We start from the raw sequence: 18422 nt of genomic DNA on the forward strand, positions 1-18422 counted from the left end.
GCCACTACCCTACGGAACAACAAGACAACGGGAGAAGTTCATGACCTGGGAATATGCGCTAATTGGTTTAGTCGTCGGTATCGCCATCGGTGCCGTGGCCATGCGTTTTGGTAATCGCAAACTGCGTCAGCAACAGTCGCTGCAGTATGAACTGGAAAAGAACAAAGCTGAGCTGGAAGAGTATCGTGAAGAGCTGGTCAGCCACTTTGCCCGTAGCGCCGAACTGCTGGATAACATGGCGACAGATTATCGTCAGCTGTATCAGCACATGGCGAAAAGCTCCAGCAGCCTGCTGCCGGAACTGAGCGGTGACACCAACCCGTTCCGCAATCGTCTGGCCGAGTCCGAAGCCAGCAACGATCAGGCACCGGTACAGATGCCACGTGATTACTCCGACGGAGCATCCGGCCTGCTGCGCGGTGGCGCAAAACGCGATTAATCGCACATCTACGAACTATTTCACGGGCGCCGTCATCGCGCCCGTCCTTTCTTTCCCTTCCCAGCTATTATTTAGTCAATTGCCGCATTGTTCAGTGGTTTAAAATTCAATAACATCAAACTGTTTTTGGGCCGTTTTTCCTTACTCCAGGCAACGAGAGCCAGCATCAATGAAGAAAAAAAACCAGCTGTTAAGCGCGATAGCGTTAAGTGTCGGGTTATCTTTGACGGCGTCCTGGCCTGCGGCCGCGGCGCTTCCTTCGCAAGTGCCTGGCGCAGCGGCGATCCCAAGCCTGGCGCCGATGCTTGAAAAAGTATTGCCTGCGGTCGTGAGTGTGAAAGTGGAAGGCACCGCGGCACAAAGCCAGCGCGTGCCGGAAGAGCTGAAAAAATACTTCGGTGAAGAGGGTCCGGATCAGCAGGCTCAACCCTTTGAAGGGCTCGGCTCCGGCGTGGTCATTGACGCAGCTAAAGGTTACGTGCTGACCAACAACCACGTCATCAGCCAGGCCGATAAAATCAGCGTGCAGATGAATGACGGTCGCGAGTTTGACGCCAAATTGATCGGCGGCGACGACCAGAGCGACATCGCGCTGCTGCAAATTCAAAACCCCAGCAACCTGACGCAAATTGTTATCGCGGATTCCGACAAACTGCGCGTCGGTGATTTCGCTGTGGCCGTCGGCAACCCGTTTGGTTTAGGCCAGACCGCCACCTCCGGGATTGTCTCGGCGCTCGGTCGCAGCGGCCTGAATCTGGAAGGGCTGGAGAACTTTATCCAGACCGACGCCTCCATTAACCGCGGGAACTCCGGCGGCGCACTGCTGAACCTCAACGGCGAGCTGATCGGGATTAACACCGCGATCCTCGCGCCGGGCGGCGGCAGCATCGGCATTGGCTTCGCTATTCCGAGCAATATGGCCAAAACCCTGGCGCAGCAGCTGATTGAATCCGGCGAAGTGAAACGCGGGCTGCTGGGCATCAAAGGCATGGAGATGAGCGCCGATATTGCCAAAGCCTTTAATCTCAACGTGCAGCGCGGGGCCTTTGTCAGCGAAGTGCTGGCCAACTCTGGCTCGGCGAAAGCGGGCGTGAAATCGGGCGACGTAATTGTCAGCCTGAACGGTAAGCCGCTCAGCAGCTTCGCCGAACTGCGCTCGCGCATCGCCACCACGGAGCCGGGCACGAAAGTGAAACTCGGCCTGCTGCGCGACGGCAAACCGCTCGACGTGGAAGTGACGCTGGATAAAAGCACCTCGGCATCGGCCAGCGCCGAGCTGATCGCCCCTGCCCTGCAAGGTGCGGCCCTGAGCGACGGACAGCTGAAAGACGGTACCAAAGGCATCACCATTGAGAGCGTAGAGAAGAGCAGCCCGGCCGCACAGGCAGGTCTGCATCAGGATGACGTGATCATCGGGGTGAACCGCAACCGCGTGCAGTCAATCGCGGAAATGCGCAAAGTGCTGGAGAGCAAACCGACGGTGATTGCCCTGCAAATCGTCCGCGGCAACGATACGCTCTACATCTTATTACGCTAAGCACTGACGCCGGACATCACCGCTGCGTGTGATGTCCGGATAAGTCATGTTATGCTGCAACCGTTCCTTAATTAACGACGCCCGCATCATGGTTCTTAAGCTCTTTCGTTCGGTCGCCATCGGTTTGGTTGTTGGCGGTTTATTACTGGCTGCAATGCCCTCTTTACGTCAGTTCAACAAACTGGCGGCGCCTCAATTCGACAGTACGGATGAAACCCCGGTGAGTTACAACCAGGCGGTTCGCCGTGCGGCACCTGCCGTGGTTAACGTCTATAACCGCGGTCTCAACAGTTCCGCCAATAATCAGCTGGAGATCCGCACGCTCGGGTCCGGCGTGATCATGGACGAGCGCGGGTACATCATTACCAACAAGCACGTCATCAACGACGCCGATCAGATTATCGTGGCGTTGCAGGATGGCCGTGTCTTTGAAGCCCTGCTGGTTGGGTCAGATAGTCTGACGGACCTCGCCGTGCTGAAAATCACAGCGACGGGCGGACTGCCGGTGATCCCGATTAACCGTAAACGCACGCCGCATATCGGCGACGTGGTGATGGCGATCGGTAACCCTTATAACCTGGGCCAGACCATTACCCAGGGGATTATCAGCGCCACCGGTCGTATCGGCCTGAACCCGTCAGGACGGCAGAACTTCCTGCAGACAGATGCCTCTATCAACCACGGGAACTCTGGCGGCGCGCTGGTGAACTCGCTGGGCGAACTGATGGGCATCAATACCCTGTCGTTTGATAAGAGCAACGACGGCGAGACGCCGGAAGGGATTGGCTTTGCGATCCCCTTCCAGCTGGCGACCAAAATTATGGATAAGCTGATCCGCGACGGTCGAGTGATCCGTGGATACATTGGGATTGGCGGGCGTGAAATCGCGCCGATGCATAGTCAGGGCGGCGGGATCGATCAGATTCAGGGTATCGTGGTAAACGAAGTCACTCCGGGTGGCCCGGCGGCCGCGGCAGGACTGCAGGTCAACGACGTGATTGTGTCGGTAAACGGGACGCCGGCGGTGTCAGCGCTGGAGACCATGGACCAGGTGGCGGAGATTCGCCCGGGTTCCATCATTCCGGTGGAAGTCATGCGTAATGATAAGAAGCTGACCATTCAGGTCACCATCCAGGAATACCCGGCCACCAACTGAGTGGCATAAAAAAACCGGAGTCATTATGGCTCCGGTTTTTTATCGCCTGGCATTCGCTTACTTGTTAACGAACTCTTCACCCAGGGTGATATCTTTCTTCAGCGTATCGAGCATGCCTTCCATCGCTTGTTGTTCAAACGCGCTCAGCTTGCCGATTGACTGACGTTCTTCAACGCCGTTTTTGCCCAGCAGCAGCGGCTGTGAGAAGAAGCGGGCGTGTTCGCCGTCACCTTCCACATACGCACATTCCACCACGCCTTTCTCGCCTTGCAGGGCGCGAACCAGAGACAGACCAAAACGTGCAGCCGCCTGGCCCATAGACAGGGTTGCAGAGCCGCCACCCGCCTTCGCTTCCACCACTTCGGTGCCCGCGTTCTGGATACGTTTGGTCAGGTCAGCCACTTCCTGCTCGGAGAAGCTCACGCCTGGGATCTGAGACAACAGTGGCAGGATAGTCACGCCAGAGTGACCACCGATCACCGGCACTTCGATGTCTGAAGGCAGTTTGCCTTTCAGTTCTGCCACGAAGGTGTTGGAACGGATGATGTCCAGCGTGGTCACGCCAAACAGTTTGTTCTTATCGTACACGCCCGCTTTCTTCAGCACTTCCGCAGCGATAGCCACAGTGGTGTTGACCGGGTTAGTGATGATACCGATACAGGCTTTCGGGCAGGTTTCTGCGATCTGCTGCACCAGGTTCTTCACGATACCGGCGTTGACGTTGAACAGATCGGAACGGTCCATGCCAGGCTTACGGGCAACGCCCGCGGAGATCAGCACCACGTCTGCGCCTTCGAGCGCCGGGCGTGCGTTTTCACCGGAGAAGCCTTTGATTTTCACAGCTGTTGGGATGTGGCTCAGGTCAACAGCGACACCAGGGGTGACCGGAGCAATATCATACAGGGAGAGTTCTGAGCCTGAAGGCAGTTGGGTTTTCAGTAGTAGGGCAAGCGCCTGGCCGATACCACCAGCAGCGCCGAGGACTGCAACTTTCATCCTAAACTCCTTATTATGGTTAACTTTAATATCTGTTACTCCGTTGCGGCGACATTAATTCAGCAGGTAAATAATTACAATTTTCGTAGCTAAAGAATTTGAGGTCACGCGCCTTTCATCTTTGCCGGTATGCACTCAGCAAGCTGTGGCAACGAAGTAGCCAATCAAGACGGTGGTTACAATACACCCTCACTCGCCAGCAAAACAACATCATTTTGATAACATTTAATTTACTTTTAAGGTTATTTGCGTGCCGTGATGCAGGCATGTTTTCTGATAACGAAATTTGATAAAATCACTCCCTTTCATAACATTATTTCAGCCTGGGTTCGGGCAGATAATTTGCATAAAAATTCATTTACATGCATAATAATGAAGTTTCTTTCGTCATATTCCGGGTGACTTATGCGTAGCTCGTCAAAACAAGAAGAATTAGTGAAGGCGTTCAAAGCGCTGCTCAAAGAAGAGAAATTCAGTTCTCAGGGAGAGATTGTTCTGGCTTTACAGGAACAAGGTTTCGAGAACATTAATCAGTCGAAAGTCTCCCGTATGTTAACCAAGTTTGGCGCCGTGCGTACCCGCAACGCCAAAATGGAAATGGTCTACTGCCTGCCAGCCGAGCTGGGCGTGCCGACCACCTCCAGCCCGCTGAAGAATTTGGTGCTGGATATTGATTACAACGATGCGGTGGTGGTGATCCACACCAGTCCTGGTGCGGCACAGCTGATTGCCCGCCTGCTGGATTCACTGGGTAAAGCAGAAGGGATCCTCGGCACCATCGCGGGTGATGACACCATCTTTACCACGCCGGCGAACGGTTTCTCCGTTAAAGATCTCTACGAAGCGATCCTGATGTTGTTCGAACAAGAGCTGTAATCCCTTTCCCTGCTGCCCTCGCAGCGGGGAATCTTCTGCACCCGTCTCGTTAACCTCCCCATTCTGTTGCCGTTACTTTTGCAAATAGTGCTTTTACCTGCCTGTTTTTATTCATCCAGTGAATCGTAAATCAACAAATCGCACAAAAAATCAAAGTTTCATATCCCTATGATTTACTTATGTATCCATTCTCAATGTGACGAAAAAACGATCATTTCTATGCAATTTGGTTATAAAAAAGTGACTGGTTAACACGTAATTACCCACGGAATAATTAGCGTGGTATTAATTTTTGCCGTGACTAGTGTATACTTGATTTTGTGATGAGGGTCACGAAACGAAAGACCCCAATAAATTCGACGAGGTAAACAATCATGAAAATCAAAACGACTGTAGCGGCTCTGAGCGTCCTGTCTGTCCTGTCATTCGGTGCATTTGCTGCCGACTCAATCAACGCTGATCAGGCGCAGTCCCGTCAGGCCATCGGCACCGTTTCTGTGGGTGCTGTCAGCTCTTCTCCGATGGATATGCACGAAATGCTGAACAAGAAAGCGGCTGAACAAGGTGCGTCTTCTTACCGCATCATCGAAGCGCGTTCTGGCGACCATTGGCACGCAACGGCTGAGCTGTACAAATAAGTTTCATCAATAGAAGTAACGACATTATCAACTCAACGGCACCAGGCATAAAAATAGCGGTACAACCCTTCTCGCCGTTGGGATAACACATTTCAGGAGTACGACTATGAACACCAAATTAATCATCGCAACCCTTGGCTTAGCTTCTGTTCTCTCCTTCGGCGCCAGCGCCGCTGTGCATCAGGTGAATTCAGAGCAAGCACAAAACCTGCAATCAATGGGTAGCGTATCCGTCTCTTCAGTCGCGGGCTCTCCGATGGATATCCGTCAGGAATTAGCCGCTAAAGCTGAAAAAGCAGGCGCCAGCAGCTATCGCGTCACCGAACTGAATCAGGGTGACCATTGGCACGCAACGGCTGAACTGTATAAATAAACCCTCGTCGTATCTCATCATACGACTTGCCCCTGACACGTTGTCAGGGGCTTTTTTATGTCTGTAAATCAATGACGAACGTTGAAACGTAGCTGCCCTTCCAGCTCCTCTTCCGCCTCATCAAACAGCAGAACCAGCGCGCCAAAGCGTCGGCGGAGCTTATCCGGCAGGTGGATAAACTCGATCTCCAGCGGCACAGGCAACATATCGCCAACGACCACATCCCACAGGGAATCCAGATCCGTGACCTTTTCCCGTTCTAATCCAAAAGCGCGACAAAATTCGCGGTAAAAGTCTTCCTGACTGTCGATTTCATCAAAATCAAAAGTAGTGATATTCATTGCCTGCCACCCCGTCCAGACAGGCGGACTGCGCCGCCCTGACGATAATTATAATCCCCCGATATGCAGGGTTTTGACTTCCAGAAACTCTTCCAGCCCCAGTACCGATCCCTCTCGTCCGAGCCCCGACTCTTTCACCCCGCCGAACGGACCGAGTTCCGTCGAGACTGCATATTCGTTAATGCCGATCATGCCACTCTCAATCGCCTGCGAGACGCGGAAGACGCGCGACAGATTTTGCGTATAGAAGTAGGCGGCAAGGCCAAACGGCGTGTTGTTCGCGCGCTGGATCACCTCCTCTTCGGAGGTAAAGCGGAAGCAGGCCGCGACCGGACCAAAGGTCTCTTCTTCGGCCAGTTTCATTCCTTCGTGGCAATCGCCAAGCACCGTCGGCAGCCAGAAATTACCGCCGAGGGAGTGCGGTTTCCCGCCCGCCAGCACGGTAGCGCCTTTCGCCACCGCATCCTCGACGTGCTCACGCACTTTGTCGACAGCGGCAGATTCAATCAGCGGACCCACGACTACGCCCTCTTCCAGACCGTTCCCCACTTTCAGGGCGTTCACCGCATCGGCGAGTTTGCTCACAAAGGTGTCGTAGACAGCTTCCTGGATATAGAAGCGGTTCACGCTGACGCACACTTGCCCGGCGTTGCGGAATTTATTGGCGATGGCCCCTTTCACGGCGGCATCGATGTCCGCATCGTCGAAAACGATATAAGGCGCGTTACCGCCCAGCTCCATGGAGACTTTTTTCATGGTTTCTGCGGCGTTACGCACCAGGGTTTTACCCACGGCGGTCGAACCGGTAAAGGAGATTTTGCGCACCTCGTGGCTGGCCATGATGGCGTCGCTGATCTCATGGGTATTCCCGGCAACAGCGTTGAGCACGCCATCGGGTACGCCCGCTTTTTTCGCCAGCGTCAGCAGCGCAAATGCACTGAGCGGCGTGTTGTTGGCGGGTTTGATCACGCCGGTGCAGCCTGCGGCCAGCGCCGGGCCGAGTTTGCGGGTCAGCATCGCCATCGGGAAGTTCCACGGCGTGATGGCCGCCACTACGCCGATCGGTTCGCGGGTAGCCAGAATGCGCGAGCCGGGTTTAATCGGGGGAATGATTTCGCCGTTGGCGCGTTTCGCCTGCTCGGCAAACCACTGGATAAAGCTGGCTGCGTACTCGACTTCGCCTTCCGCCTCTTTCAGCGGTTTGCCTTGCTCGGTGGTCATCAGTCGGCCAAGCCAGCTTTTATTCTCGATAATCAGTTCGTACCAGCGATAGAGAATGGTCGAGCGCTCTTTCGCGGTTTTCGCGCGCCACGCGGGAAAAGCACGGCTTGCCGCAGCGATGGCCTCTTCGGTCTCTTTTTTACCGGCTTTTGCAACTTTCGCGACGACCTCTCCCGTGGCCGGGTTGAGCACGTCAAAGGTGGTATCCAGCGTTTTCCATATGCCGTCTACCAGATATCCGGTTTGAAAAAGCGCATTGTCCTGGAGTGCCTGGGTGGTCATGTGTCCTCCTGATCTGGGTTTAAGAGCCTGCCAGATAAGTATAGCCACAAAAAAACCGACGCTTTTGGCGTCGGTTTTGTCAGTCGGTTTCGCCGGGTGGCGCTGCGCTTACCCGGCCTACAAGTTCTGTTCACCTTTAACTGTCGGTGAGCGCATTCTGATAGCGATGCAGCACATCCGTCAGACGCTGTACCGGCTCCGTAACCTGCCGCGGCGCTTCCCAGACCTGCAGCTTCTCCTGGTAGATGTTCAGCTCTTCCAGCAGCTGGGCGAAGTAGCGACGTCGCTTGTCATCCGTTGAAGCAGAGATAACATGATCCGCCGTACGACGCAGCTGACGGTGGAACGCCGAGAGATCGTCGTTGATCGGAATCGGCGCATTGCGCAGACGCTGGTGAGCGATGATCATCGTCAGCGCCAGGCGAAACTTCGCGATATCGCCTGGGAATTTGGTCAGAAGTAAAAACAGCTGCTGATACAGCGCTGGCAGATGGTTCTCTTTGCGCCGCGCGGTGTTGGTGGTCATCGCAGAAACCGCCGCCGAAACGAACTGGTTCAGCAGGACGCGTCCGGTCCGCGCCTGGGAGTTATCGCGCACCAGCAGAATGACCATCATCGCCAGGAAGCAGCCCACCAGCTGACCTAAGGCGCTGTCGAGAAACTGGCTAAAGTGGAAGGTCATCGGGTTATCCAGCACCAGAATGTTAATGGTACTGGCGAGCGCGCCGAGGGAACCCAGACGCCGTTTCTGCACTTCGATACCGATAAAGAACGCCAGTACTGCCAGGCTGATACACAGCAGCAGCATGCTCTGCTGCGTCGACGGGAGCACCACCAGGAAGTAGAACGCCCCAATGGGGAGCGCCGCTATCGCGCCATACAGAAAGTCAATCGCCACCATCCGCGGGTTCGGCAGGCGCATGGCGAGTGAGGTGACAACGGCAATCATCACCATCGCCCCGGTGCCGGACGTCCAGCCCGTCCAGAGCCAGAACAACGCTCCGAGCATACAGGCGAGCGTGGTGCGCCAGAAGTTCACCATCGCATGGTGACGTTCGGCCGACTCGGCTTTCACCACCACTTCACTGCGCAGAACCTCTTCTTCGGTGGCGCTGATTTTGGTATTGCTGATGACTCCGCGTTTCAGCAGCAGGTAGCGCGTCGCCGCACCCACCCAGCTGTAGATCGTCACAGGCGTGTCGCGCTCGCCGGTCCAGGCCATCACCCGGCGCATTCTTTTCAGCTGTTTGCGTACATCCTGCTCCGTTTCGACGGGCTCTTCGAACAGCTCGCGGAAGGTATCGGTGATCGCTTCCGGACCGGTATTTTGAATAAGATAGGTTTCGCACGCCTGGGTGATCAGCGTCAGGGAGACGGTGTTGAGCGCTTTCAGACGGCGGTTGGCGCGCGACCAGCGGGAGGATTCCATATTCAGGTTGCTGCGCATCCCTTCCAGCGCGGTGCTGCGACGCACCAGGTCGCCCCAGGCTTTATCCACCTCTTCACTGTCGCCGTGTTTAATACAGAGCTGCATCAGCTGATACTGAGCGACGATAAGCGAATCCAGCTCGCGGTCGACTTCCTGTTTGATCGAGCGCGGGGAGAAAAGCAGGTCGGCGACGATGGCGCAGACGATGCCGATGACGATCTCGCTGCAGCGCTCCAGCGCAAACTGCGGCGCCAGCAGGGGATTGCTCTGAATGGTGATGACGATGATCAGCGCGGTATAGCCGGACAGGCCCCAGGCGTAGGAGTTCTCCACTTTGACCAGGGAAGAGACCCAGGTACAGAAGCCCGCCCAGATACAGCACACCATCAGCATCATCAACGGGGAGCGGATCATGGTGATGATGATGGTCAGCGCCGCGACACAGCCGATAAAGGTCCCGACGATACGCAGCATTCCGCGATAGCGAATGGCTCCTGAATAGGGTTCGCCGCCCGCCGCGAAGGCCGGACCCGCGGCGACAATCGCCGCCGTCAGCACCGCCCAGCGTGGCGTTTCCAGCTGGAAGTGAAAACCGACAAACAGCGCCAGCACGATAGCGCACGCCAGTTTAATGGCGAAGCGAACGTGCTGGGTGGCGATGGAGAAAATGCCCATCACAATCAACCAATCTCACGCAGGCGATGCGCGATTTTGCGGAACAGGGAGTCGTTATTGGCGTCGCGGTCTTTTTCACCAGTGATCACCACCGTCGCCGTGGTGCCTGCTGGCCACAGATTGCCCTGCTCTTCGTCGAGGCGAATACGCACCGGCACGCGCTGCGCCAGACGGACCCACTCGAGATTGGAATCGACGGTTGCCATCCCTTTGCTATCGCGGGTGGCGCTGGAGTTGGTGACGCCCGCGGCGACGCTGTCCACCGTGCCTTTCAGCACGCGGTTGCTGCCGAGCGGGGTAATTTCGGCGCGGTAGCCCGGACGCACGCCTTCCAGTTTGGTCTCTTCCATATAGGCGAGAATGTAGAAGGAGTGCTGTTTCACCAGCGCCACGGCGGTCGAGCCGCGGGTGATAAATTCCCCGGTGTAGACGTTGAGGTTGGTCACCCAGCCGTCAGAGGGCGCGCGGATCACCGTGCGTTCCAGATCCAGTTTCGCCAGGTCGCGCGTGGCTTCCGCTTTGGCCTGCTGATGCAGGACGGTTTGCAGTACGTTATTAGACTGGTCGATCTCTTCGCGGGACATCGCCTGCACGCCAAGCTGGTTACGACGCCCGGCTTCGCGGCGTTTTTCTGTCGCCAGCGCCTGATAATAGGCAACGTCGGCTTCGGCCTGTTCAAGGGCTTTCTGGTAACGCGGCTGATCGATGGTGAACAGCACCTGATCTTTTTTCACCAGCTGGTTATCGCGCACGTTCACCGCGGTGATAAGCCCGGCGACGTCCGGGGCAATCGCCACCACGTCGGCACTGAAACGCGCATCGCGCGTCCACGGCGATTCGGTGTAAAACACCCAGGCGCGGAAAATAGCGATGAACGCCAGGACCACCAGCGCCACGGTAATGGCGGTACGGGAGATATTTCTTGTTAGTGTTTTCACATCTACCTCAGACAAACATGCGCGATATTAAGTAGAACAGGCAGCAATACAGCGCGGTATTAAACAGTGCAGGGTGCCAGACAAAGTCGTAGATACCGGTCGGAACCAGCACCTTGCGCACCAGCCAGAAAATCGCCAGTGATAAAAGAAGTTCGAAGAAAATCGGTGGGAACGATAAACCGAACACCACGATAACGGGAAACAGACTCATGTTAACCTTGATTTGAGAGCGAGCAGGCGACAGTTTTTTGTTTAGCTCCACCGTCGCTGAAGGGCAAGAAGAGCCAGGCGGGAAGGGTGAAGCTGTTATGTCAGTAATAATATATTAACGTAACTGTTATGCTGTTATCTATAATATGTGATCTAAATCACTTTTAAGCCAGAGTGAACAATGGAACGTTTAAAACGCATGTCTGTGTTTGCCAAAGTCGTCGAATTTGGCTCCTTTACCGCCGCGGCCCGACAGCTGCAGATGAGTGTTTCATCCATCAGCCAGACGGTGTCAAAACTGGAAGATGAGCTGCAGGTCAAGCTGCTAAACCGCAGCACCCGCAGCATTGGGCTGACGGAAGCGGGCAAAATTTATTATCAGGGCTGTCGGCGGATGCTGCACGAAGTCCAGGACGTGCACGAGCAGCTCTATGCCTTCAACAACACCCCTATCGGCACGCTGCGGATCGGCTGTTCTTCAACTATGGCACAAAATGTCCTCGCCAGTATGACGGCGGAAATGCTCAAAGAGTATCCAGGACTGGCAGTCAATTTAGTCACCGGCATCCCCGCCCCCGACCTGATCGCCGACGGGCTGGACGTAGTGATCCGCGTCGGCGCGTTGCAGGATTCCAGCCTGTTCTCACGCCGCCTCGGCAGCATGCCGATGGTGGTCTGCGCCTCCAAAAACTATCTGGCGCAGTTTGGCGTACCGGAAAAACCCGCCGATCTGACTAACCACTCCTGGCTGGAGTACAGCGTACGGCCGGATAACGAATTTGAGCTGATTGCTCCGGAAGGACTGTCGACAAAACTGCTGCCACAGGGGCGATTCGTGACCAACGATCCGATGACCATTTCCCGCTGGCTGGTTGCCGGTGCCGGGATCGCCTACGTGCCGCTGATGTGGGTGATCAATGAGATCAACAGCGGCGAGCTGGAGATCCTGTTCCCGCGCTATCAGTCCGACCCGCGCCCGGTATATGCCCTTTATACGGAAAAGGACAAACTGCCGCTCAAGGTGCAGGTGTGTATTAACTATCTGACCGATTATTTTGTCGAAGTGGCGGAGCTGTATCAGGGCATGCGCGGCGAAAGGAAGGAATAATCAGCCACTGCCCCATCAACTATTATTCAGATATTTCATTCAATTCTATTAATAATGGCGAATTGACACCTTCGCCATTTGGCTATTATCGTATCCTTGTCAGAAAAGGCCGTTATTTATTTGTTAAAATATACATCATAAAAATAGCGTTTCTCAGGAATCTTTTTAAACAAGGAATACAAATGAATCTGTTTGAACAAACACCGCCTTCACGCAGGCGCTACGGGCTCGCCGCGTTCATTGGGCTGATCGCCGGGATTGTCTCCGCCTTTGTCAAATGGGGCGCAGAGGTTCCGCTTCCTCCACGCAGTCCAACGGATTTATTCACCAGCGCATGCGGACCCGAGCAATTAATCAGAGCCGCCAGCCAAATCGATTGCTCGCGTAATTTCCTCAACCCACCCTATGTATTTCTGCGTGACTGGCTGGGTGTCGTCGATCCTAACGCCGCCGTTTATACGTTTGCCGGACATATATTTAACTGGGTCGGCGTAACACATATTATTTTCTCTATCGTGTTCGCTGTAGGCTATTGCGTTGTGGCAGAAGTCTTCCCGAAAATAAAACTCTGGCAGGGTTTGTTCGCAGGGGCGTTAGCGCAACTGTTCGTCCACATGATTTCATTCCCGCTGATGGGGCTGACTCCGCCGCTGTTTGATCTCCCGTGGTACGAACACGTCTCCGAGATCGTGGGGCACCTGATCTGGTTCTGGTCGATCGAAATTATTCGTCGTGATTTACGCAACCGCATCACTCACGAGCCGGATCCTGAAATTCCGCTGAACAGCGCGCGATAAGCGTCGCATACAAAAATGGCGCGCCTTAAGGGCACGCCATTTTTTTTAATGCGGAGTCAGATCAGGCAGTACCGCCGACGGTCAGATTGTCCACTTTCAGCGTTGGCTGGCCGACGCCCACCGGCAGGCTCTGGCCCTCTTTACCGCACACGCCCACACCTTTATCCAGTTTCAGATCGTTGCCAACCATCGAAATCTGCTGCATCGCTTCGATCCCGGAGCCAATCAGCGTGGCCCCTTTCACCGCTTTGGTGACTTTGCCTTTCTCAATCAGATAGGCTTCTGACGTCGAGAAGACAAACTTGCCGGAGGTGATATCCACCTGCCCGCCGCCGAAGTTTGGCGCGAAGATACCGTAATCCACCGATTCGATAATCTCCTGCGGCGTGGATTTACCCGCCAGCATATAGGTGTTGGTCATGCGCGGCATCGGCAGGTGCGCGTAGGATTCGCGACGGCCGTTACCGGTTGGCGCAACGCCCATCAGGCGCGCGTTGAGTTTGTCCTGCATGTAGCCTTTCAGGATGCCGTTTTCGATCAGCACGTTGTACTGTCCCGGCGTCCCTTCATCGTCGATGGAGATCGAGCCACGACGATCGGTCATGGTGCCGTCATCGACAACGGTACAGAGTTCAGAAGCCACCAGCTCGCCCATCTGGCCGCTGAATACGGAGGTGCCGCGACGGTTGAAATCGCCTTCCAGACCGTGACCGACCGCTTCGTGCAGCAGCACGCCAGGCCAGCCTGCGCCCAATACCACCGGCAGCGTACCGGCAGGTGCCGCGACGGCATTGAGGTTCACCAGCGCCATACGTACAGCTTCTTTCGCCCAGGCATCTGCGCGAACTTCGCCGTCTTCGTCGGCCAGGAACCAGTCATAGCCAAAACGACCGCCGCCGCCGCTGGAGCCGCGCTCACGCTTACCGTCGTCTTCCACCTGCACGCTCACGGACAGACGCACCAGCGGACGGACATCTGCCGCCAGGGTTCCGTCGGTCGCCGCGACCAGGATGAGTTCGTACACACCGCTGAGGCTGGCAGACACTTCATGCACGCGTTTATCCGCAGCGCGCGCCACTTTGTCCACGCGACGCAGAATGTCCAGCTTCTCTTCGCGGCTCATGCTTTGCAGCGGATCGATGCTGGTATAGAGCGCCGTGTGCTGTACTTCGCCCAGCGTTTTTACGCGGCCATCGCCCGTTTCACGCACGATGGTGCGCGCCGCCTGGGCGCTTTGCTCAAGAGCAGTCAGGCTGATCTGATCGGCATAGGCAAAACCGGTTTTCTCACCGCTCACGGCGCGCACGCCAACGCCCTGGTCGATGTTGTAAGAGCCATCTTTAATGATGCTGTCTTCTAAAACCCAGGATTCGTGGTAGCTCGACTGGAAATAGAGATCGCCGTAATCGAGGCGACGCTCGGTGAGTTGGGCGAGAATGGAAAACAGGTCCTGATGACTCAGGCCGTTCGCTGCGAGCAAATGTTCACTTACCAGGTTCAGACTCATCGTTTTGCTACTCGTTCGTTGCCACCCAGCGGGCGGTAAAAAAATCATTATTATTGAGAGTGAGGCAATTAATTGCCCGCGTCAAATCATTGCTGTGCATCTTTGCGCGCCTGACGGAGCACCTCATTAATCTGTGGCTTATCGACCGGGCCCGTAATGCGGTAGCGCAGGATCGAGACCTTGCTCCACAGCGGCCCGAGCACCTTACTGGCGGCAAACACCGCGGCGCCGACAATCGGGTTCACCACGAAGGCCGCCGCAACACCCACGGTCGCCGAGATTTCAGGTGCAACGACCGCTTCCATATCCAGCTCGCGACGCACCAGATTCACCGAGCCTTTCATGGCGATATCGGCCTCGAGGCCATCCACCAGCGTGTCGTCCGTGTGCAGGACACCGTCTTTGATCCACGCCGTGCTGCGGATGGAATCGTAATAAAACCCTTCGCTAAAGGTGTCGCTAAAATCAAAGCGCAGTTTGCGCAGCAGCGCGTCGAAGCTCAGCAAACGTAATAGCTGCCCGGCGTGGCCGGTACTGACGTCGGCGATTTCACCTTTGCCGAGATTGGTTTTCAGAATCCCGTTCAGCGAGGCGACGTCCGGTTTCCACGGCTGTGCGCGCCAGTGCATATCGTAATTGATATCGAAGGACGAGCCGCGCAGCGGCGTGCTGACGCCAAAGAAATTCGTCGCCGCATCCAGCTTGTTGCCCTTGATGGTGCCTTTGAGCGAGGTGCGCTGTTCGCCTGCGCCATTCACCCATTCCCCGTCAGCCGTCAGACGGCCAAAACCGGTATCAATCAGGCCGCCCGCGAGGCTCAGGGTGTTGCCCTTAATGGCAAAATCACCGTCGATACGGCCATATTTCTGGCCCCACAGCCAGCACTCGGCGCAGCGCAGCTGTAAATCTGGCCAGCCGCTGAAATCCACTTTAGACACTTCGGCTAATGGTGAATCCGTTGCCGTTTGCCCTTTCGCTGCCATCGTCGGGTTGTAGTAGAGATAACGAATCGCCGCCTGCCACGGGGCGTTGTCACGCATCGTCAGCGTGCCGTTGATTTCACGCCCCTGGGCTTCCACCGTTGAGCCGTTGATCGTCGGTTCGGAGACAATACTGAGGTTGTTCCACTGCTGCCCGCCAAGGGTCAGAGCTGGCGTACGGACGGTGATACGCTCCGGGAACTGCGCCGCCTGGTCAACGTTTTGCCCGACGCCCTTGTTGAACATCGCCAGCCACTCTGCGCCGTCCATCGCGGGCAGGTTCAGTTCGATGCCCGACTGCTCAGGCAACGGCGGAATGGTGCGGCTGTCCGTGGTCCAGATGGCGCGATCGAGCGTCAGTTTACGACTGAGCAACCAGCGACTGTTGAAGTGGTTTTTACCGCTGGCATTGCCAGTCAGTTCGAAGCTGTTGAGATCGCCCTTAACGTTGATGTTCATCGGCAGCGGCTGCCCGGATTTTTTATCCAGCGGCGCAGGTAAGTGACTGCTTACATTTTTCAGATCGCCGGTCACGTCGACCTGGTAGCGCGCACTTCCGCGATAAGGCAGGTCGATGGCCACTTTACCGTTCCAGGCCACCGAGCCGTCGATGGATTCCGCCACCGGTTTCGGCAGAACATCCATTCGCGCGGGCTGCCAGTTGGCGTCCATGTTGACTGCGACCTGGTAGGCTTTGTCGCCTTCGGTGGTTCTGAAATCGACGTTAAGCGGCTGATTAAACCAGGTGGCTTTCAGCGGCTCACTCTTCAGGTTGCCGTTCACAAAGCTGAATTTGCCGCTCAGATTTTTGAGCGTGCTGTCGAGCGGTTTGATGAACAGGCTGTTGTTATTCAGTACCACGTCGCCTTCGGCGGTGGTCATTTCGCCGTCCAGCGGAATATCCAGATGTAAGCGGGCATTCACATCGCCGTCGATCTGCAGCTCTTGCAGCGCGGCGGCCAGCGAGTCATCGAGCGGTGTCTCTTCGAAATACGGTCCCACGGCTTTACCCGGCCCGTTGATATCCGCGTCGATCAGCAGTTTTTCTTTGGAATAGTCCGGGATCACGGCGGTCAGATTGCGGGCGGTGACGCCACCCAGCGCCACGCTGTCGGATTTCATCCACAGACCGTCGTTGAGGAAGTTCAGCTCAATGTTGAGGTTTTTCAGCGCCGGCCAGTCGGGCTGGAAGGCAAAGGTCGCGTTGCGCAGCGGCACCAGGACCTGGAACTGACCTTCGTTGTGTTTATATGGGAACAGATGCGGATTGCCGCCGTAGACCAGCGTGGCATTATCAGCCTGGCCGCCCTGAATCGCACCGCTCAGATAGTCCACCAGCTCTTTGCCCATCAGGTTTTCCGGGAAGTAGCGCCAGGCCTGACCGCCATCGTCGGTGCTGATACCTGCCAGGATGCCCAGCCAGGGTTCATCCCCTTCGGGCTGCAGATAGCGGAAGTTACCGCTCGCATGCACGCCGGTGGCTTTCACGTCGATATCACGACCATCGAGCTGGAACCCTTTGTCGTTTTTCAGCCAGTTGAGGATCGCCGTGCCTTTTTCGATCTCCAGCGGGGCGCGGAAAACCGTTTCGTACGGCATTTTGGCATCGGTCATTTCTGCCGTCAGCCTGCCGTCTTCCACGCTTCCTTCAAGCTTGCCGCCAAAGTGCTCGGCACCCGGCAGGAGCTTCCACTGCTTCCAGGAGAGCGCTTTCCACGAGGCCTGAAAACGGGTTTTTTCCGTGGCCTGCAGGGGGATGTCCAGCGCCAGTGAGTCGATCTGTCCACTCGGCTGCGTGGCTTGCCAGACTTCACCCAGCGAAGCGGACATGCGGGTAGCGATAGGACGCAAACCGTCGAGACTCGCCAGATCGAGATTGCTGGCGCGGATGCGTAGCTCATCGCTGCGTTTGCTGTTCACGCCGCCGACTTCCTGCTCAGGCACCCATGCCATCGTCAGCGCACCGCGCGGCCAGGCTTTGCCGTCCATCGTAATGCGCGTATCGGGAATGGAGAATTGCCAGCTGTCGCCCTGACGCGTGACGTGTGCCGTCAGATTATCGACCGACATATCATGGGTTTGGGTTTCGCCTTTCCACGCCGCACCGCCCTGCTTCAGCCACACGTCACCGGCGGCAATGTCCCCGTCGGTCAGCGTCAGCCATCCTTCGAGGCTAAACCGCGCCCTTTGCAGCGCGACGTTGTCCTGCATCCATTTGCCGAGCCAGGGTTTCACATCGACATCATCGGCCTGCAGCCAGACTTTGCCTTTGTTCAGCAGACCATTATCGTCGCGCAAATCCATCCGCACCTGCATGATGCCATGCTGGCCGTTGAGACTGGAGAGGTTGACCTGCCCTTCGGCGCGATGGCGATCTTTGCCGTTGAGCCAGGTGAGCTGCGGGATCGCCAGTTCGGCCCGCTGGCCGGAGAGGGTAATGAAACTAATTTCGCTGTCGCGCAGATCGAAATGATCGAACTGGCGCAGGAAAAGATCGCTGATGCGGTTGGTCTCAATGCCTTTGCTGTTCTCGCCCTGCGTCAGGGGAGTATTGGTCAAAAACTGAAGCTGCCAGAAGGTGAGATCGCGAAACTGCCAGCGCATGTGCAGCAAACTTTGCCAGACATCCAGCGCCAGCGTCACGCGTTTGATTTTGAGGTAGCCGCCATCTTTCAGGGTGGCGTGGATGTCGCGCACATCCAGCGTCGGGCCGAAGTTTTGCCAGCTGGCGCTCAGCTGGCTGACATCAACGGGAACGCCGGTGGCGCTTTCGATCTTTGCCAGCACCTGCGGGCGCCAGCTGTCGAGATGCGGTAACACGAGGCGCAGTCCGCTCACGAGCAACGCGACAATGACGACAAGCGTTGCCCCTGTAAGCAGTAAAATTCCTGGCAATCGCCTCACGCATCTCTCCTTGTC

The 18422-nt window shown here is 56.2% G+C and carries 16 protein-coding genes; 8 read left to right on the forward strand and 8 right to left on the reverse strand.

Annotation, left to right across the window (positions count from 1 at the left end):
• The first annotated feature begins 40 nt into the window (after nucleotides 1-40).
• From zapG to degS, 3 genes are all read left to right on the forward strand, one after another.
• A complete protein-coding gene (zapG, locus tag QQF33_RS07260; RefSeq protein WP_095283611.1) occupies nucleotides 41-439 on the forward strand; it encodes a Z-ring associated protein ZapG in 399 nt (132 codons plus the stop codon).
• Nucleotides 440-608: 169 nt separating this feature from the next.
• On the forward strand, nucleotides 609-1976 hold the full coding sequence (gene degQ, locus QQF33_RS07265; RefSeq protein WP_282491863.1) for a serine endoprotease DegQ: 1368 nt from the start codon (nucleotides 609-611) through the stop codon (nucleotides 1974-1976).
• 88 nt (nucleotides 1977-2064) lie between these two features.
• Nucleotides 2065-3132: an outer membrane-stress sensor serine endopeptidase DegS gene (gene degS, locus QQF33_RS07270; RefSeq protein WP_282491908.1), complete on the forward strand. Its 1068-nt coding sequence runs from the start codon at nucleotides 2065-2067 to the stop codon at nucleotides 3130-3132.
• A gap of 57 nt (nucleotides 3133-3189) precedes the next feature.
• On the opposite strand, the gene mdh is transcribed toward degS, so the two are convergent.
• Nucleotides 3190-4128, reverse strand: a complete 939-nt coding sequence (gene mdh / locus QQF33_RS07275; RefSeq protein WP_095283614.1) for a malate dehydrogenase — start codon at nucleotides 4126-4128, stop codon at nucleotides 3190-3192.
• A gap of 405 nt (nucleotides 4129-4533) precedes the next feature.
• On the opposite strand from mdh, the gene argR reads away from it, so the two are divergent.
• The 3 genes from argR to yhcN (QQF33_RS07290) all read left to right on the forward strand — a co-directional run bounded on the left by argR (nucleotide 4534) and on the right by yhcN (QQF33_RS07290) (nucleotide 6015).
• The gene (gene argR, locus QQF33_RS07280; RefSeq protein WP_100778698.1) at nucleotides 4534-5004 is read left to right on the forward strand and encodes a transcriptional regulator ArgR; all 471 of its coding nucleotides are present in this window, start codon (nucleotides 4534-4536) and stop codon (nucleotides 5002-5004) included.
• A gap of 374 nt (nucleotides 5005-5378) precedes the next feature.
• Nucleotides 5379-5642, forward strand: a complete 264-nt coding sequence (yhcN, locus tag QQF33_RS07285) for a peroxide/acid stress response protein YhcN (RefSeq protein ID WP_282491868.1) — start codon at nucleotides 5379-5381, stop codon at nucleotides 5640-5642.
• Nucleotides 5643-5748: 106 nt separating this feature from the next.
• A complete protein-coding gene (yhcN, locus tag QQF33_RS07290; protein ID WP_102105510.1) occupies nucleotides 5749-6015 on the forward strand; it encodes a peroxide/acid stress response protein YhcN in 267 nt (88 codons plus the stop codon).
• A gap of 68 nt (nucleotides 6016-6083) precedes the next feature.
• Here yhcN (QQF33_RS07290) and QQF33_RS07295 read toward each other — a convergent pair whose 3' ends face one another.
• The 5 genes from QQF33_RS07295 to aaeX all read right to left on the reverse strand — a co-directional run bounded on the left by QQF33_RS07295 (nucleotide 6084) and on the right by aaeX (nucleotide 11112).
• Nucleotides 6084-6356 carry a barstar family protein gene (locus QQF33_RS07295; RefSeq protein ID WP_285157623.1) on the reverse strand — a complete coding sequence of 91 codons (273 nt, stop codon included), beginning with the start codon at nucleotides 6354-6356 and terminating at the stop codon, nucleotides 6084-6086.
• A gap of 48 nt (nucleotides 6357-6404) precedes the next feature.
• Nucleotides 6405-7859 (reverse strand): NAD-dependent succinate-semialdehyde dehydrogenase, encoded by a 1455-nt coding sequence (locus tag QQF33_RS07300; RefSeq protein WP_285157624.1) that lies wholly within the window; start codon nucleotides 7857-7859, stop codon nucleotides 6405-6407.
• 136 nt (nucleotides 7860-7995) lie between these two features.
• Nucleotides 7996-9963, reverse strand: a complete 1968-nt coding sequence (gene aaeB, locus QQF33_RS07305) for a p-hydroxybenzoic acid efflux pump subunit AaeB (RefSeq protein ID WP_285157625.1) — start codon at nucleotides 9961-9963, stop codon at nucleotides 7996-7998.
• 5 nt (nucleotides 9964-9968) lie between these two features.
• Nucleotides 9969-10901 (reverse strand): p-hydroxybenzoic acid efflux pump subunit AaeA, encoded by a 933-nt coding sequence (gene aaeA / locus QQF33_RS07310; protein ID WP_285148106.1) that lies wholly within the window; start codon nucleotides 10899-10901, stop codon nucleotides 9969-9971.
• Nucleotides 10902-10908: 7 nt separating this feature from the next.
• The gene (gene aaeX / locus QQF33_RS07315) at nucleotides 10909-11112 is read right to left on the reverse strand and encodes a p-hydroxybenzoic acid efflux pump operon protein AaeX (RefSeq protein ID WP_003860416.1); all 204 of its coding nucleotides are present in this window, start codon (nucleotides 11110-11112) and stop codon (nucleotides 10909-10911) included.
• A 180-nt stretch (nucleotides 11113-11292) separates the two neighbouring features.
• Here aaeX and aaeR point away from each other — a divergent pair, with 180 nt between their 5' ends.
• Both aaeR and QQF33_RS07325 read left to right on the forward strand, forming a co-directional pair.
• The gene (aaeR, locus tag QQF33_RS07320) at nucleotides 11293-12219 is read left to right on the forward strand and encodes an HTH-type transcriptional activator AaeR (RefSeq protein WP_282491876.1); all 927 of its coding nucleotides are present in this window, start codon (nucleotides 11293-11295) and stop codon (nucleotides 12217-12219) included.
• Between the two features lie 182 nt (nucleotides 12220-12401).
• Nucleotides 12402-13016 carry a YagU family protein gene (locus tag QQF33_RS07325; protein ID WP_285148102.1) on the forward strand — a complete coding sequence of 205 codons (615 nt, stop codon included), beginning with the start codon at nucleotides 12402-12404 and terminating at the stop codon, nucleotides 13014-13016.
• Between the two features lie 61 nt (nucleotides 13017-13077).
• Here the strand turns inward: QQF33_RS07325 and tldD are convergent, their stop codons facing one another.
• Together tldD and yhdP are read right to left on the reverse strand one after the other, a co-directional pair.
• Entirely contained in the window at nucleotides 13078-14523 is a 1446-nt protein-coding gene (gene tldD / locus QQF33_RS07330; RefSeq protein ID WP_282491878.1) for a metalloprotease TldD, read from the reverse strand.
• A gap of 86 nt (nucleotides 14524-14609) precedes the next feature.
• The gene (gene yhdP / locus QQF33_RS07335) at nucleotides 14610-18407 is read right to left on the reverse strand and encodes an AsmA2 domain-containing protein YhdP (protein WP_285157626.1); all 3798 of its coding nucleotides are present in this window, start codon (nucleotides 18405-18407) and stop codon (nucleotides 14610-14612) included.
• Nucleotides 18408-18422 lie beyond the last annotated feature (15 nt).

Origin of the sequence: Lelliottia wanjuensis (assembly GCF_030238365.1) — a bacterium.
Classification (GTDB): Bacteria; Pseudomonadota; Gammaproteobacteria; order Enterobacterales; family Enterobacteriaceae; genus Enterobacter; species Enterobacter wanjuensis.